General features: G+C 63.9%; 17 protein-coding genes. 9 read left to right on the forward strand and 8 right to left on the reverse strand.

Annotation, left to right across the window (positions count from 1 at the left end; genetic code table 11):
* Nucleotides 1–69: 69 nt before the first annotated feature.
* Complete coding sequence (locus AC1DYO_RS19320) at nucleotides 70–1,086, reverse strand: polyprenyl synthetase family protein (protein WP_477266248.1); 1,017 nt, start codon at nucleotides 1,084–1,086, stop codon at nucleotides 70–72.
* Nucleotides 1,087–1,285: 199 nt separating this feature from the next.
* Between AC1DYO_RS19320 and AC1DYO_RS19325 the strand changes: the two genes are divergently transcribed.
* The 7 genes from AC1DYO_RS19325 to AC1DYO_RS19355 all read left to right on the forward strand — a co-directional run bounded on the left by AC1DYO_RS19325 (nucleotide 1,286) and on the right by AC1DYO_RS19355 (nucleotide 5,628).
* Nucleotides 1,286–1,510 (forward strand): putative signal transducing protein, encoded by a 225-nt coding sequence (locus AC1DYO_RS19325; RefSeq protein WP_181058375.1) that lies wholly within the window; start codon nucleotides 1,286–1,288, stop codon nucleotides 1,508–1,510.
* A complete protein-coding gene (locus tag AC1DYO_RS19330) occupies nucleotides 1,510–2,304 on the forward strand; it encodes a tRNA1(Val) (adenine(37)-N6)-methyltransferase (protein WP_477265942.1) in 795 nt (264 codons plus the stop codon). Before AC1DYO_RS19325 ends, AC1DYO_RS19330 begins: the two co-directional genes overlap by 1 nt.
* Nucleotides 2,305–2,483: 179 nt before the next feature.
* Entirely contained in the window at nucleotides 2,484–3,341 is an 858-nt protein-coding gene (locus tag AC1DYO_RS19335; protein ID WP_477265944.1) for a S49 family peptidase, read from the forward strand.
* An 83-nt stretch (nucleotides 3,342–3,424) separates the two neighbouring features.
* Complete coding sequence (locus AC1DYO_RS19340) at nucleotides 3,425–3,610, forward strand: membrane protein (protein WP_023668475.1); 186 nt, start codon at nucleotides 3,425–3,427, stop codon at nucleotides 3,608–3,610.
* Nucleotides 3,611–3,636: 26 nt separating this feature from the next.
* A complete protein-coding gene (locus tag AC1DYO_RS19345; protein ID WP_477265946.1) occupies nucleotides 3,637–4,530 on the forward strand; it encodes a 4-(cytidine 5'-diphospho)-2-C-methyl-D-erythritol kinase in 894 nt (297 codons plus the stop codon).
* Nucleotides 4,517–5,071, forward strand: coding sequence for a molybdenum cofactor biosynthesis protein B (gene moaB / locus AC1DYO_RS19350; protein ID WP_477265948.1), 555 nt, complete (start codon nucleotides 4,517–4,519; stop codon nucleotides 5,069–5,071). Before AC1DYO_RS19345 ends, moaB begins: the two co-directional genes overlap by 14 nt.
* Nucleotides 5,072–5,199: 128 nt before the next feature.
* Nucleotides 5,200–5,628 carry a GFA family protein gene (locus AC1DYO_RS19355; protein ID WP_477265950.1) on the forward strand — a complete coding sequence of 143 codons (429 nt, stop codon included), beginning with the start codon at nucleotides 5,200–5,202 and terminating at the stop codon, nucleotides 5,626–5,628.
* Here the strand turns inward: AC1DYO_RS19355 and AC1DYO_RS19360 are convergent.
* Both AC1DYO_RS19360 and AC1DYO_RS19365 read right to left on the reverse strand, forming a co-directional pair.
* Nucleotides 5,618–6,592, reverse strand: coding sequence for a hypothetical protein (locus tag AC1DYO_RS19360; RefSeq protein WP_477265952.1), 975 nt, complete (start codon nucleotides 6,590–6,592; stop codon nucleotides 5,618–5,620). The two genes, AC1DYO_RS19355 and AC1DYO_RS19360, sit on opposite strands and share 11 nt — an antisense overlap.
* 154 nt (nucleotides 6,593–6,746) lie before the next feature.
* Nucleotides 6,747–7,250: a glycosyltransferase gene (locus AC1DYO_RS19365; RefSeq protein WP_477266250.1), complete on the reverse strand. Its 504-nt coding sequence runs from the start codon at nucleotides 7,248–7,250 to the stop codon at nucleotides 6,747–6,749.
* A 148-nt stretch (nucleotides 7,251–7,398) separates the two neighbouring features.
* Between AC1DYO_RS19365 and AC1DYO_RS19370 the strand changes: the two genes are divergently transcribed.
* The gene (locus tag AC1DYO_RS19370) at nucleotides 7,399–8,553 is read left to right on the forward strand and encodes a PA0069 family radical SAM protein (RefSeq protein ID WP_352584514.1); all 1,155 of its coding nucleotides are present in this window, start codon (nucleotides 7,399–7,401) and stop codon (nucleotides 8,551–8,553) included.
* Nucleotides 8,554–8,706: 153 nt separating this feature from the next.
* Nucleotides 8,707–9,402 carry a ribonuclease HII gene (locus tag AC1DYO_RS19375; protein WP_477265954.1) on the forward strand — a complete coding sequence of 232 codons (696 nt, stop codon included), beginning with the start codon at nucleotides 8,707–8,709 and terminating at the stop codon, nucleotides 9,400–9,402.
* 294 nt (nucleotides 9,403–9,696) lie between these two features.
* Here the strand turns inward: AC1DYO_RS19375 and AC1DYO_RS19380 are convergent, their stop codons facing one another.
* The 5 genes from AC1DYO_RS19380 to AC1DYO_RS19400 all read right to left on the reverse strand — a co-directional run bounded on the left by AC1DYO_RS19380 (nucleotide 9,697) and on the right by AC1DYO_RS19400 (nucleotide 12,396).
* Nucleotides 9,697–10,188, reverse strand: coding sequence for a F0F1 ATP synthase subunit B (locus AC1DYO_RS19380; protein WP_477265956.1), 492 nt, complete (start codon nucleotides 10,186–10,188; stop codon nucleotides 9,697–9,699).
* Nucleotides 10,189–10,198: 10 nt separating this feature from the next.
* Nucleotides 10,199–10,798: a F0F1 ATP synthase subunit B gene (locus tag AC1DYO_RS19385; RefSeq protein WP_477265958.1), complete on the reverse strand. Its 600-nt coding sequence runs from the start codon at nucleotides 10,796–10,798 to the stop codon at nucleotides 10,199–10,201.
* A gap of 92 nt (nucleotides 10,799–10,890) precedes the next feature.
* The gene (locus AC1DYO_RS19390; RefSeq protein WP_006206606.1) at nucleotides 10,891–11,115 is read right to left on the reverse strand and encodes a F0F1 ATP synthase subunit C; all 225 of its coding nucleotides are present in this window, start codon (nucleotides 11,113–11,115) and stop codon (nucleotides 10,891–10,893) included.
* A gap of 66 nt (nucleotides 11,116–11,181) precedes the next feature.
* Nucleotides 11,182–11,940: a F0F1 ATP synthase subunit A gene (locus AC1DYO_RS19395; RefSeq protein ID WP_477265960.1), complete on the reverse strand. Its 759-nt coding sequence runs from the start codon at nucleotides 11,938–11,940 to the stop codon at nucleotides 11,182–11,184.
* Nucleotides 11,941–12,003: 63 nt separating this feature from the next.
* Nucleotides 12,004–12,396: an AtpZ/AtpI family protein gene (locus AC1DYO_RS19400; protein WP_477265962.1), complete on the reverse strand. Its 393-nt coding sequence runs from the start codon at nucleotides 12,394–12,396 to the stop codon at nucleotides 12,004–12,006.
* Nucleotides 12,397–12,564: the final 168 nt, after the last annotated feature.

The following is a 12,564-nucleotide window of genomic DNA, read 5'->3' on the forward strand; positions in this document are numbered from 1 at the left end:
GCAGCCGATTGTCGAGCGGTCTTTGCCCGATTTTGCGTGCAAAATTCGCGTCGGCGCACCAGGCGCCGGTCAGCTCACCCGGCTGATGCAGAAGTCGATGACATCGATCAGCGCCGATTTCTGCGGCGTCGCCTCCAGCGGCGCCAGCGCGTCGCGGGCGATCTCGCCGAAATGGCGGGCGCGGCCGATGGTGTCGGCGATGGCACCGTGGCGGGTCATCAGGCCGATCGCCTTTTCCAACCCGGCATCGTCGGTGACATTGTCCTCGATGGCGCGCTTCCAGAAGGTGCGCTCGGCCTTGGTGCCGCGGCGATAGGCGAGGATGACCGGTAGCGTCACCTTGCCCTCACGGAAATCGTCACCGACATTTTTGCCCAGTTCCTGGCTGGAGCCGCCATAATCCAGTGCATCGTCGATGAGCTGGAAGGCAAGGCCGAGATTCATGCCGTAGGAGCGAAGCGCCGCGCGATCGTTGCGGGTCGCCAATGCGATGACCGGGCCGACCTCGGCGGCGGCGGAGAAGAGCGCCGCGGTCTTGGCCTTGATGACAGCGAAATGCTCGTCCTCGGTGGTATCCAGGTTCTTGGCGGCCGCCAGCTGCATCACCTCGCCCTCGGCGATGATCGAAGCGGCACTGGACAGGATGTCGAGCGCTTCCAGCGAGCCGACATCGACCATCATGCGAAAAGCCTGGCCGAGCAGAAAGTCGCCGACCAGCACGCTGGCCTGGTTGCCCCAGATCATGCGGGCGGTCTTCTTGCCGCGGCGCATGCCGCTCTCGTCGACGACGTCGTCATGGAGCAGCGTGGCGGTGTGCATGAATTCGACCGAGGTGGCGAGCTTGACGTGGCCCTCGCCGGAATAGCCGAACATCTGGGCGGCGGCGAGCGTCAGCATTGGCCGCAGCCTCTTGCCGCCCGACGAGATCAGATGGTTGGCGACCTCCGGGATCATCTCGACGTCGGAGCCGGCCTTGGACAGGATCAGCTCGTTGACGCGCCCCATATCGGCTGATGTCAGGTCGATGAGATCCTTGATGGAAGCGGGTTCCCGCTTCCCGTTTTCGATGTTGAGAACGACACCCACCAACAAACACTCCCGTCTTGATCACGCGTGCGACGGCACCCTGGTCCCGCTACAGACTCTAGGGCGGCGCATACGGGCACGGCAAGAGGCGAATTGGCGCGGTTGCGGTGACGGCGTGTCAACCCCTAGAACCGCTTCACACGTTTCGGCATCATGCTCCAGCGTTTACATCAACGGCGCAACCTGCGAACTTCGTCCGATGATAGAACTCATCCGCACCAACGATGCCGTGATCATCTCCTTTGTCGAATCGCTGATGCGCGATGCCGGCATCGTCTTTTTCGTCGCCGACCAGAATATGAGCATACTTGACGGCTCGGTCGGCATCCTGCCGCGGCGCGTCATGGTCGACGCCGACCAGGCCGATCAGGCGCGGCGCATCCTGACCGATGCCGGCATCGCCAACGAAATCCGCCGAAAATAATGGCTGAAGCGAGCGCCTTCGCCAGTGACACGCCGGCCCACACGGTCGATGCCTTCCATCGCGGCCGCTTCTGGCTGGTGCAGCCCAGGACCGGCCATCGCGCCGGGATGGACGCCATGATGCTGGCGGCAGCGGTGCCGTCCGCCTTTGCCGGGCGGCTTGCCGATTTCGGCGCCGGCGCGGGTGCGGCGGGCCTTGCCGTGCTGTCTCGCTGCCCAGCGGCCAAGGTCGTGCTTGTCGAACGCTCGGCAGAGATGGCGGGCTTCGCCGCGACCACGCTCGCCCATCCCGGCAATGCGCATCTTGGCAATCGCGCCTCGGTGCTGACAGCCGACGTCACACTGTCGGGCCGGGCGCGCACGCAGGCTGGCCTTGCCGATAATTCCTTCGATTTCGTCATCATGAACCCGCCCTTCAACGCGGAGAAAGACCGCGCCACGCCCGATCCGCTGCGCCGGCAGGCGCATGTCATGGACGACGGGCTATTCGAAAGCTGGATCAGAAGTGCCGCCGCGGTCGCCAAGCCGCGCGGCGGCCTGGCCGTCATCGCGCGGCCTGAACAGCTTGGCGATGTCCTCGATGCGATGGCGGGCCGCTTCGGCGACGCCGAGATGCTGGCCGTCCATCCACGCCCGCAAGCAGTTGCGATCCGCATTGTCATCAGGGCAGCACTCGGCGCGCGCGGCAAACTGTCGATCCGCCCGCCACTGATGCTGCACGCCGAGACCGGCGATGGCCCGTCGGAACGCACCGAGATGATCAACAACGGACTGGCGTCGCTGTTCGACGACTGATTTTGGGGTCGAGCATGCCGTTGCCGCAAAGCAGCAGCGCGACATGCATTCGCCCCAAAACCGCGGCATTGCCGTTGGCCAGCAAATCCCTACATGCCCAGAGCAAGATCCACGCCGCCCGAGGAATTTCTTCCAAAACTGATCTATCTTGCTCTTTTGCCACTGGAGACAGCCACCTCGTGAAACGCTTTTTCAACCGCCTGCTGCCGAAATCCTGGCGCTCCAATATCGTCACCATTCCCGTCATCAGGCTGCACGGCACCATCATGGCCGGCGGCGGCCAGTTCCGGCCGAGCCTGTCGCTCGCCTCGACGGCCGCCCTCATCGAAAAGGCATTCCTGTTCGACGCGCCCGCGGTCGCCATCTCGATCAATTCGCCGGGCGGTTCGCCGGTACAGTCGCGGCTGATCTTCAAGCGCATCCGCGATCTCGCGGTCGAGAAGAACAAGAAGGTGCTGGTCTTCGTCGAGGATGTGGCGGCCTCGGGCGGCTACATGATCGCAGTGGCCGGCGACGAGATCTTTGCCGATCCCTCCTCCATCGTCGGTTCGATCGGCGTGGTCTCGGCCTCGTTCGGTTTTCCCGAACTGATGAAGAAGATCGGCGTCGAGCGGCGCGTCCACACCGCCGGCCAGAACAAGGCGGTGCTTGATCCGTTCAAGCCGGAAAAGAAGGAAGATGTCGAACGCCTGAAGGCGCTGCAGCTGGAAGTGCACGGGACCTTCATCGATCTGGTCAAGGAGCGCCGCGGCACCAAGCTGAAGGACGACCCCGACCTGTTCACCGGCCTGTTCTGGACCGGCAAGAAGGGGCTGGAGCTTGGTCTCGTCGATGCCTTGAGCGACATGCGCACCGTGCTGAAAACCCGCTTCGGCGCGAAAACCCAGCTCAGGCTGGTCACCGCGCCGCGTGGCCTGTTCGGCCGCATCGGCCTGTTCGGCTCAAGCTTTTCGGCGCCCGATATTGCCGCCGCCGCCGCCAGCGGCGTGATCGATGCGGCGGAAGAGCGCGCATTGTGGGCGCGCTTCGGGCTTTGAAAAAGCCGGGAAACCGTCTAGCATAACAGCCTGACCGACCTGATCGGCCGCCTTTGCCGCCTTGCGAGGGAGGAGTTTTGAGAATGCCACAGATCATTTTCTTCGCAGTTGTCGGCGCCGCCGCCTATTTCGGCTACCGCACCTTTGTCCGCGAGGCCGAACGCGTGACCGCCAAGGTGCGGCGCACCGAAAAGCAGGCAGCCAACGGCACCAACGGCACGCTGGTCCAGGATCCGAAGACCGGCGAATACCGCCTGGCCAAGGACTGAACATCATCCCGCTTGCAGCTGACACGGTGGATGCCGCGGCCCGGACGTGGCTTGCGCCTGCCAAGATAAATCTGGCGCTGCATATCACCGGCAGGCGTGCCGACGGCTATCATCTGCTTGAGAGCCTGGCCGTCTTTACCCGCTTCGGCGACAGGGTCGAGATCGAGCCTGCCGAAAGCGACCGGTTCTCCGTAGCGGGCCGCTACGCGACTTCCGTGCCGATAGACGACAGCAATCTGGTGGTGAAGGCGCGCGAGGCGCTGCGCGGGCAGGCAGGCCAGCAGAGCACGCCGCCGGTTGCCATCCGGCTGGAAAAGAACCTGCCGGTCGCCTCCGGCGTCGGCGGCGGCTCGAGCGATGCGGCGGCGGTGCTGCGCGGTCTTGTCCGGACATGGGGGCTCGACATAGGCGAAGCCGACCTGGCGCGGATTGGTCTCACGCTCGGCGCCGACGTGCCTATGTGCCTTGCGGCAAAACCACTGATCGCACGCGGCGTTGGTGACGAGCTGTCGCTGCTGCCGGATTTTCCCGCGCTCGCTTTGGTGCTGGTCAATCCCGGTGTCGCCGTCTCAACGCCCGACGTGTTCAATGCGCTTGGCAAGCGCGACAATGAAGCGCTGCCGCCGCTGACGCGCGCATTCGACTTCCACAGTGTCCGCAACTGGCTGGAGATCACTCGCAACGATCTCGAGGCCCCAGCGCAGGCGATCCAGCCGCCCATCGGCAGAGCGCTTTCCCTGCTGAACAGGGCCGGGTCGGGATTCTCGCGCATGTCGGGGTCCGGCGCGACCTGCTTCGGGCTGTTCGAGACCGGCAATGTCGCCAAGCGCGCGGCGGCCGAGATTCGCAGCCGCGAACCGGACTGGTTTGTCGCCGCGACGCGCAGCATCGCGTCGGAGGGGGCAGATGGCCAAAATTGACGAGAGTCGCCCGTTCATCCCGGTGCGCATCGCGGTGCTGACGGTTTCCGATACGCGCAACCTGGCCGACGACAAATCCGGCCAGACGCTGGCCGACCGCATCACCGAGGCCGGCCATGTGCTGGCCGCTCGCGACATCGTCACCGACGACCGCGAGAAAATCCGCGATACGGTCCTGGCGTGGTCGCGCGACAAGGACATCGATGTCGTCATCACCACCGGCGGCACCGGCTTCACCGGCCGCGACGTGACGCCGGAGGCGCTGGAGCCGATTTTCGAAAAACGCATGGACGGCTTTTCCGAAGTGTTCCATCGCATTTCCTACGACAAGATCGGCACTTCGACGGTGCAGAGCCGCGCCACCGGCGGCGTCGTCAACGCCACCTTCGTCTTCGTGCTGCCGGGCTCGCCCGGCGCCTGCAAGGACGCCTGGGACGGCATCTTGAAGCCGCAGCTCGACTACCGCCACATGCCCTGCAACTTCGTCGAGATCATGCCGCGCCTGGACGAGCATTTGCGGCGCGGCAAGGCCGGCTCGTAAAGCAAGGCAGATAGCGACCGAGCGCTGCCTTTGTCAGGCAGAACGCTGCTTGCGCCTTCGAAGGGTCATTTCCTGCAGGCCGCCAGGCGGGTAATCTGTCGCCAAGGTCCTTGGGACGGAAAGATGCCATGAGTGCGTACCGCGGCGGTTGCCATTGCGGCAACATTCACCTGACGTTTGAAACCGGGATCGAGCCATCCGAGATGGAGATCCGCGCCTGCCAATGCGCGTTCTGCGTCCGGCATGGCTCGCGCGCTGCCGCCGATCCGCTCGGACGGTTGAGCGTTTCGGTCGAGGATGAAGCCCGCTTGCACCGATACCGGTTCGGCTTGCGCACCGCCGACTATCTCATCTGCCGGGACTGCGGCGTCTATGTCGCGGCCGTGACCACCGATGGCGGCGACCCGAAGGCGATCGTCATCGTCAATGCGCTGGACGACCGGCCGCGGTTCAGCCGCGAGCCGGCCGCCATGGATTATGATGCCGAGAGCCGCGAGGGCCGCATGGCCCGGCGTCAGACGCGCTGGATGCCGGTCGAGATCAAGATCAGCGGATGACCGGTTCGCCGTGGAAGCGGCGGCGCGAGGGCGGCGAGACGCCGAAACCGACCTCCATCATCAGCCGCGGCGTGCGCGACGGCACCGTGCCCATGTGGAAGCCGAACGGATCCTCGACGAAGCCGAGACCGGCCTCGCCGGTCAGCGTCACCGGGCTGTCGTCGCCATAGACCTTGAGCACCTCTTGCGCCGGATGGCCGACCAGCAGCGTCAGCTGGTGCCTGAGGCTGCGCCTGTTATGGCTGCCTTTGACATAGACATGCGGGCCGGTGCCGGCATCGCAAGGCTTCAAATAGAAGAAGAATTTCAGCATGCGCCAGTCGTCGAGATCGAAATGGTATTTGCCGAGCGATGCGAGGTTCTTGTCGGCATCTGAGGCCTCGCCGGTCGGAAAGCTCCACCAGACGCGCGTCGTGATCAGCTTGGCCTGGCCGCCCAGATAGTTCTGGGCGATGTCGAGCAGCAACGGATCGTTCTGGATGGCGAGTGCCGCCTTGCAGCCGAGGATGCGCTCGAAATAGTGGCCGCTGAGCAGGGAGCGGCCGAAACGCTTCTCCGCCTCGGCATGATCGCCAGGCATGAATTCGAGCCGGCGGTCGAAATTGCCAAAGCATGGCGTGCTCTGCGCGAAGCCGGCGATCTCCTCATAGATTGCCTGCGGCAGGACCAGGCCTGAGAACAACCCATCGGTGCGCAGCGTTTCGACGATCGACTTGAGCTCGACGCCCCTGAACATCGTCGCTCCGACACTCTGCGCCGGTCGGGCGGCTTTAGCGCCCAGCCAGTGCAGTCTGCGCGCTGGCATGGTGCGGGCAAGCATGAACATCGGCAGCCAGGCCGGATTCTCGCGCATATCCTTGAGATAGGTCGGGATGCGCACGGCGATGCGGCGGAGCAGACTGCCGTTGCGGGCAATGGCTTCCAGGCTGGCGGCGCCGGATTTGTCGGGGGTCGAAAGGTTCATCGGGGTCCTCAGGTACGAACGGCAGCCGACGAAATGTCGGTTTTACCGCTCCCGCATTACCCAAACCCTGATATCCCGCATCGATGGAATGCTAACCCCGCGTCAGTTTTTGTGCAATGCACAATAGCGGGAGCCCCGACGAATTCGACCGGCGTTATTTCTTCGGCGACACCCAGATTTCGGCGTCCAGCCGCCTGGTGGCGAGACCACGCGCAAGCGCTTCGGCGCTGTGTGCGTTCTTCGACAGGGACGTCGCCTGGCGCTTGCTGATGACCAGCCCTTCGGCCAGCGCCCGGTTTCTCGAAAGCACCCGCGCCAGGAATGGCGTGCGGCTGCCCCGGGCACGGGAAAAGCGCGCCGGCATGGTTTGCCGCGCCGTATGGGCGACAACGTCGTCGATCCAGCCTTCCGAAAGCCGTGCGCCGGGTTCCAGAAACAGCAGCCAGTCGCCTTTCGCCTGACGGATCCCGGCGGCAATGCCGCCGGCGACAAAGTGGCAGCCGGCGTGGTCGGCGACACGATGCGTCTGGTCGGTCGAGCCGGTGTCGCAGACGATGACATCGCGCACCACGCCCTCCACCGCGCCGCCGATCAGCGAGGCGAGCGTGCGGGCAAGGCCCTCTTCGTCGTCACGGGTTTCGATGAGAACGCTGAGCATTTCAGCCGAATAGCGGAAAGCCTCACGAAGCGCCAGTTTTGCATCGCGCAGCAAAAAGTTCTTGCTTTGTTCTCATCGGCAAAATAGGATTATTTTCATGAACAGAGCGATTCGACAGCCGGCTGACAGTCCCTGGGAGAGGGCGAAAATGGAACATATCGTGCGTGCGGACATTGCAGCTTTCGGAGCAGGACGAGCCGAGATGGCCAATGCCATGATCGAACAGAGCGGCATGCGCGTCCGTCCGGACCGCAACCGCGGCCGTTCGGCCGGCATCAATCCGTCCGGGCGCTTCGAACCGGTCAGCCGGCATGTGTTCGACGACGGCTGGAATTCGCTGGAGGAACTGCCGCCGTTCAAGACCGAGGTTCAGGTCGAGAAGCCGCGCACCATCATCACCCGCAACGAATCGCCCGACATCTCCTTTGATCGTTCGATCAATCCCTATCGCGGCTGCGAGCATGGCTGCGTCTATTGCTTTGCACGGCCAACGCATTCCTTCATGGGCCTGTCGCCGGGGCTGGATTTCGAATCGAAGCTGTTTGCCAAGCCTGACGCCGCGCGGCTGCTCGACAAGGAACTGTCGAAGGATGGCTATCAACCGCGCACCATCGCCATCGGCACCAACACCGATCCGTACCAGCCGATCGAGAAGCAGTACCGCATCATGCGCGAGATCCTCGAAGTGCTGGAGGCGCGCGGCCATCCGGTCGGCATCGTCACCAAATCCCATCTGGTGACGCGCGACATCGATATATTGTCGCGCATGGCCGAACGCGGGTTGGCCAAGGTGGCGCTGTCGGTGACGACGATGGACCGCATGCTGGCGCGCACCATGGAGCCGCGCGCGTCGACGCCGACCAAGCGGCTGGAAGCGATAAGGCAGCTTTCGGATGCCGGCATTCCGGCCTCTGTAATGGTGGCGCCGATCATCCCCGGCCTGACCGACCAGGAGATGGAGCGCATCCTCGATTCGGCACGCGCCGCCGGCGCCCGTGAAGCGGGCTATGTCATCCTGCGCCTGCCGCTCGAAGTGGCGCCGATCTTCAAGGACTGGCTGCTACGCCATTATCCCGACCGCTACCGGCACGTCATGTCGCTGATCCGTTCGATGCGCGACGGCAAGGACTACGATTCGGAATGGGGCAAGCGCATGAAGGGCGCCGGACCCTATGCCTGGCAGATCGGCCGACGCTTCGAGATCACCGCCAAGCGGCTCGGCCTCAACGCCGAGCGGCGGACGCTCAGAACAGACCAGTTCGTCGCCGCCGCCAACGCAACCGAGCAGCTGATGCTGCTCTGAAGATCATCCCTGCCCCGCCGTCGTTGGCTGGGCAGGCAAAGAAATCCCGTCCGGCCTGTCCCCCGGCCTGCAGACGGTGCCCTCCCGGTCTTGCCCCACTCGACCCTGGAGGGACTTGCGGAGAATCGGAGCCGATGCGAACCTCGCCGCAACATGGCTCGCGCGCGTTCCGATTCTCCGCTTCTTTTCGAAATCGTCGAGAAGCCCGACTTCTCCTTCGAGACGAAGGCGATGGCTGAAGGCTTGTGGCCGGTGGCAGGCATGGACGAGGCCGGCCGCGGTCCGCTGGCCGGGCCGGTGGTGGCGGCAGCCGTGATCCTCGATCCCGCCAACATTCCCGACGGCCTCGATGATTCCAAACGGCTCAACCATTTGCAGCGCGAGGCGCTGTTCCTGAAAATCCTCGGTTCCGCGCTCGGCGTGTCGATGGCCTCGGTGAGTGCCGAAGGCATAGACGGCAGTAACATCCTTAAAGCCAGCCTCGAGGCGATGCGCCGCGCCCTTGCCGGCCTGCCGATCCAGGCAAAGCTGGCACTGGCCGACGGCCGCGACGTGCCGCCGGGCCTCATTTGCGAAGGCCGCGCGCTGATCAAGGGCGACCAGCGCTCGCAGTCGATCGCCGCCGCCTCGATCGTCGCCAAGGTGATGCGCGACCGCATGATGTGCGGCTGCGGCAGCCACCACGAACGCTATGGGTTCGAAGTCCATATGGGCTACGCCACGGTCCGCCATCGCACCGCGATCGAAGCGCATGGGCCGGTGGCAAGACTGCACCGGGCGTCGTTCGCGCCGTTCAGGCTGGGTGGCGTTGAGGTGGTGGAAGAAGAGAGTTTTGCCGGGTTGGAGTGAGCGCCGACTGCGGCGACTGCCAATCTCCCCCCTCGTGGGGGAGATGTCCGGCAGGACAGAGGGGGGCGCTGTCCCTCCAAGTCTGTCAGCCTGTAGCAGCCAGATCACCTACATGATTTGCAGCCGGCGCGGCATGAAAGCCGAACGCCGGCGATCCTTCGCGCCCCCCTCTGCCCTGCCGGGCATCTCCCCCACGAGGGGGGAGATCAGCAGCTTCGGCGCCTCGCTCACCCTCCAAACAAAAAAGCCGCCAGGTTGCCCGGGCGGCTTCGATGATGCGTTGACGGCTTCCGCTCAGTTCAGCTTGGCCTTCACGTCCTGCAGCGCGGATTTGAACAGGTCGGCGCCGGCCTTGGCATCGACTTTGGCCGCAAGCAGCGTGCGGGCTGCCTCGACGGCGATGTCGACGGCGCTGGCGCGCACTTCGGCGACAGCTTCGCGCTCGGCCTGGCCGATCTTCTGCTCGGCAAGGGCGGTGCGGCGGGTGACGTAATCCTCGGTCTTCTTGTGCGCCTCGGCGGCAAGCATGTCCGCCTCGCGCTTGGCTGCGGCGACGATGGCCGCGGCCTCCTGCTCGGCTTCCTTGCGCTTCTTCTGGTACTGGCCGAGCAGCTGCTGGGCCTCTTCGCGCAGCCGGCGGGCTTCCGCAAGCTCGTCGCTGATCTTGGCGGCACGGGCGTCGAGCGCCTTGGCGATCAGCCCGGGTACCTTGATGTAGACGGCGACGCCGAGGAAAATGATCAGGGCGACGGTGGCCCAGAGCGTCGCGAGCGATGTGGCGTCCATGATGTGCTCCTCAGCGGGCCACGGATTTGACGGCAGCCGCGATCTCGGCCTTGCTGGCCTTACCGCCGACAAGCGCATCGACGATGGCCGATGCGGTGTCCTCGGCGATCGTGCCGACTTCCTTCATGGCCTTGGCCTTGATGGAAGCGATGCTGGCCTCGGCCTCGCCGAGCTTCTTGTCGAGCGCGGCCTCGATCTTCTTGCGGGCGGTCTCGGCTTCGGCCTTGGCCGCGTCGTTGGCCTGCTGGCCGATCGCATTGGCCTTGGTCTTGGCTTCCGTCAGTTCCTGCTCGTAAGCAGCAACGGCGGCGTCAGCCTCGCCCTTCAGCTTGGCGGCCTGGTCGAGGTCCTGCGTGATGCGATCGCTACGCACGTCGATAATGCTGCCAAGGCGCGGCATCACCACCTTCTTCAGGAACAGGTAGAACAGCCCGAACGTGATCGCCAACCACAGAAGCTGCGACGGGAACGTCGCCGGATCGAATGGCGGGAACGTGCCGTGCGCCTCGGCGGGCACGCCGGTGCCGGAATGCGTGTCGCCTTCCGTGCCGGTGTGGGCGCCTTCAGCGGCGGGTGCGGACTCTTGCGCAAAGGCAGATGTCACGAACATGGACTATCCCCTGATATCAGGCATGGCCGCAGGAATGCGGCCAGCCAATTCTTCCCAATGCTTGGCCGACCAATAGCTGGCCGAAACAGGGCTCAGCCGAACAGGGCGAGAAGCGCGATGAGAAGCGAGAAAATGCCCAGAGCTTCGGTCACGGCGAAGCCGAAAATCAGACGGCCGAACTGGCCATCCGCGGCCGACGGATTGCGCAGAGCGCCCGCCAGGTAGCTGCCGAAGATGTTACCGAGGCCAATGCCCGCGCCGCCCATGCCGAGGCAAGCGATACCAGCGCCGATGTACTTTGCTGCTTCTGCGTCCATTTTAAAACTCCTTTGGATCTGTAATTCGTTGCAATTCCATCCGGCGACCAATGCCGGAAACTCTATCTAGTGCGAAGGATGCAGCGCATCATTCAGGTACATGCAGGTCAGCACGGCGAACACATATGCCTGCAAGAGCGCCACGAGCAATTCCAGCGCGGTCAGCGCCACGGCCATTGCCAGCGGCAGGATCGATCCCGCAACGCCGAGCGCACCGAGCGCACTCAGGCTGACCACAAACCCGGAAAACACCTTCAGGGTAATGTGGCCGGCGAGCATGTTGGCGAACAGACGAACCGACAGGCTGACCGGACGCGAGACAAAGGAAATCACCTCGATCGGAACGACAAGCACCATCATCAGGATGGGCACGCCCTTCGGCACGAAAAGCTTGAGGAAGCCCAGGCCGTGCTTCATGAAGCCATAGACGATGACGGTTCCGATCACCAACGCGGCCAAGCCGAAGGTGACGATGATGTGGCTGGTAATGGTGAAGAAATAAGGAAAAAGGCCAAGCAGATTGGCGACAAGGACGAACATGAACAGCGAGAACACGAAGGGAAAGAACTTCATGCCTTGGGTGCCGGCTGCATCGCGCAACATGTTTGCGACGAACTCGTAGGCCATTTCTGAAACCGACTGCAGGCGGCCGGGAATAAGGCTGCGGCTCGAGGTCGAGAGGTAAAGAAACGCCGATGCAATGGCCACGGTCGCGACCATGAACAGCGCCGAATTGGTGAAGGACAGGTCATAGCCGCCGATGTTGATCGGAATCAGCTTGACGATATGGAACTGGTGGATCGGATCGACCTTGTCAGCAGCCATTTACATCCCCGTCAAAGCCGCGAACGGCTTTAAGTGTTCTTATGCGCCATTGGCGGCGCCAGTTCATTCTTTCGGATCGCGCGACTTCTCGCTTTTTCCGAATTCCGACACAACACCTGACGAACGCAGGACATTGAGCACGCCGGCGCCAAAGCCCAGCAACAAGCCGACGATCAGACCCCATGGCGAGGTTCCCGCCACACGATCCAGAAACCAGCCAAGGCCCACACCCACCACTATCCCGGCGATGAACTCGCTGGACAGCTTGAGCGCCTGGCCATATCCGGCCGTCGCTTTCGCGCCGTCATTCCCCTCTAGCCGATCCGGCCGTCTTGTCGCAAGGGATGCTCCAAGCTCGCGCCGGCGGCGCTCGAGGTCTTCGTCGCGGATGTCGGGTTCGTGCTTGCTGCCGCGGCCGGTTTCTCCGGTTCCGTGTGGCCCGTTCTTGTCGGCCATCGTAACCCCCCTGCCCGGTCAGACCGTCACCGTCCGTCCGCTTCTAAAGTCGCCGGCAACATAGTTAGAGGGTTTGCGCCCGTCAAGCCACGGACGGGACTTCAAAGCCATGTATTTTCTCTATTGAAATCAACCACTTGGAGAGGTGCGACATCGTGCCCGGCACTA

Source organism: Mesorhizobium sp. P2_F5, from assembly GCF_056403715.1.

What these genes read in the sequence shown, in the direction of transcription:
- AC1DYO_RS19325 (WP_181058375.1), top strand. Translation starts at nt 1,286, where the DNA reads ATGATAGAACTCATCCGCACCAACGATGCCGTGATCATCTCCTTTGTC.
- AC1DYO_RS19330 (WP_477265942.1), top strand. Translation starts at nt 1,510, where the DNA reads ATGGCTGAAGCGAGCGCCTTCGCCAGTGACACGCCGGCCCACACGGTC.
- AC1DYO_RS19340 (WP_023668475.1), top strand. Translation starts at nt 3,425, where the DNA reads ATGCCACAGATCATTTTCTTCGCAGTTGTCGGCGCCGCCGCCTATTTC.
- moaB (WP_477265948.1), top strand. Translation starts at nt 4,517, where the DNA reads ATGGCCAAAATTGACGAGAGTCGCCCGTTCATCCCGGTGCGCATCGCG.
- AC1DYO_RS19355 (WP_477265950.1), top strand. Translation starts at nt 5,200, where the DNA reads ATGAGTGCGTACCGCGGCGGTTGCCATTGCGGCAACATTCACCTGACG.
- AC1DYO_RS19360 (WP_477265952.1), bottom strand. Translation starts at nt 6,592, where the DNA reads ATGAACCTTTCGACCCCCGACAAATCCGGCGCCGCCAGCCTGGAAGCC.
- AC1DYO_RS19365 (WP_477266250.1), bottom strand. Translation starts at nt 7,250, where the DNA reads ATGCTCAGCGTTCTCATCGAAACCCGTGACGACGAAGAGGGCCTTGCC.
- AC1DYO_RS19370 (WP_352584514.1), top strand. Translation starts at nt 7,399, where the DNA reads ATGGAACATATCGTGCGTGCGGACATTGCAGCTTTCGGAGCAGGACGA.
- AC1DYO_RS19375 (WP_477265954.1), top strand. Translation starts at nt 8,707, where the DNA reads ATGGCTCGCGCGCGTTCCGATTCTCCGCTTCTTTTCGAAATCGTCGAG.
- AC1DYO_RS19380 (WP_477265956.1), bottom strand. Translation starts at nt 10,188, where the DNA reads ATGGACGCCACATCGCTCGCGACGCTCTGGGCCACCGTCGCCCTGATC.
- AC1DYO_RS19385 (WP_477265958.1), bottom strand. Translation starts at nt 10,798, where the DNA reads ATGTTCGTGACATCTGCCTTTGCGCAAGAGTCCGCACCCGCCGCTGAA.
- AC1DYO_RS19390 (WP_006206606.1), bottom strand. Translation starts at nt 11,115, where the DNA reads ATGGACGCAGAAGCAGCAAAGTACATCGGCGCTGGTATCGCTTGCCTC.
- AC1DYO_RS19395 (WP_477265960.1), bottom strand. Translation starts at nt 11,940, where the DNA reads ATGGCTGCTGACAAGGTCGATCCGATCCACCAGTTCCATATCGTCAAG.
- AC1DYO_RS19400 (WP_477265962.1), bottom strand. Translation starts at nt 12,396, where the DNA reads ATGGCCGACAAGAACGGGCCACACGGAACCGGAGAAACCGGCCGCGGC.